This window comes from bacterium endosymbiont of Bathymodiolus sp. 5 South, assembly GCF_900128535.1.
Lineage (GTDB): Bacteria > Pseudomonadota > Gammaproteobacteria > PS1 > Pseudothioglobaceae > Thiodubiliella.
The window spans coordinates 1-886 of record NZ_FQTR01000409.1; the positions used below are offsets into that span (position 1 = coordinate 1).

At 31.5% G+C, this 886-nt stretch carries 1 protein-coding gene; it reads left to right on the plus strand.

The features are described from left to right. Nucleotides 1-20: 20 nt before the first annotated feature. A partial coding sequence (locus BBROOKSOX_RS11845) for a type II restriction endonuclease (RefSeq protein WP_139662096.1) occupies nucleotides 21-886 on the plus strand: 866 nt, incomplete at its 3' end.

Below are 886 nucleotides of genomic sequence, written 5' to 3' on the forward strand. Positions count from 1 at the left end.
AGGGCTTATCCTAAAAAATAATGACGCCCAAACAAAATAATATTATTACTAAAATTCCTGCCGATGAGAAAAAGGCATTTGAGCAGTTAATTAAATCGTATCGGAAAAAACATATTCGTACATCTCAAGCAATTGTGGATAAAGTGCTTAAAGAAAACCCTGTTTATTTACAAGATATAAAAAATAAAAAAGTCAGTCAATCTATACTAAAATTAAGGGAGTTAGCATGGAATGAGTACCTTAAAGATGAAACATATTTTAATATAGTTTTAATGCAAGATTTGCATACAGTCTTAAAAACACCAAAGTATATTCTTGAAATGCTTGTTAATCAAGAATTGACAGTGCTACCAAAAAGTGAATTGCTTGTAGAAGTAAGAAAACTTTGTGGAGAATATGCGGGTCGAGTGTTTCCATATATATACCAAATTGCCTTAAGCAACACTAATTCAAGAAGATCAAGGGCAGGAAAAACATTTGAGTCGGTTATCTATGAGGTTTATGATATATTGCAATATAGTTTTGATTCACAAGGCAAGGTAGGAAGGAAAATATTTTCAAAATTAGGGTTAGGGAAAAAAGTAGATTCTATTCTTCCAAATATAGCCTGTTACGAACAAAGACGCAACAAAACTATTATTGGCACAATGAAAACTTCATTAAGGGAACGATGGCAAGAGGTCGCTGAAGAAATAGAAAGAACTAAAATTCCAGAGATACATTTGCTTACTACTGATGAGGATATTTCTAAAAGTAAAGCTCAAGAGATGGCAAATCATAATATTATTGTGGTTGCCTATAGTTGGATTTCAGAGTCAGATTCATTGGCATCAATGAGAAACATTATAAGTTTTGAAGATTATTTGTTTGAAGAAATTCCTTCAAT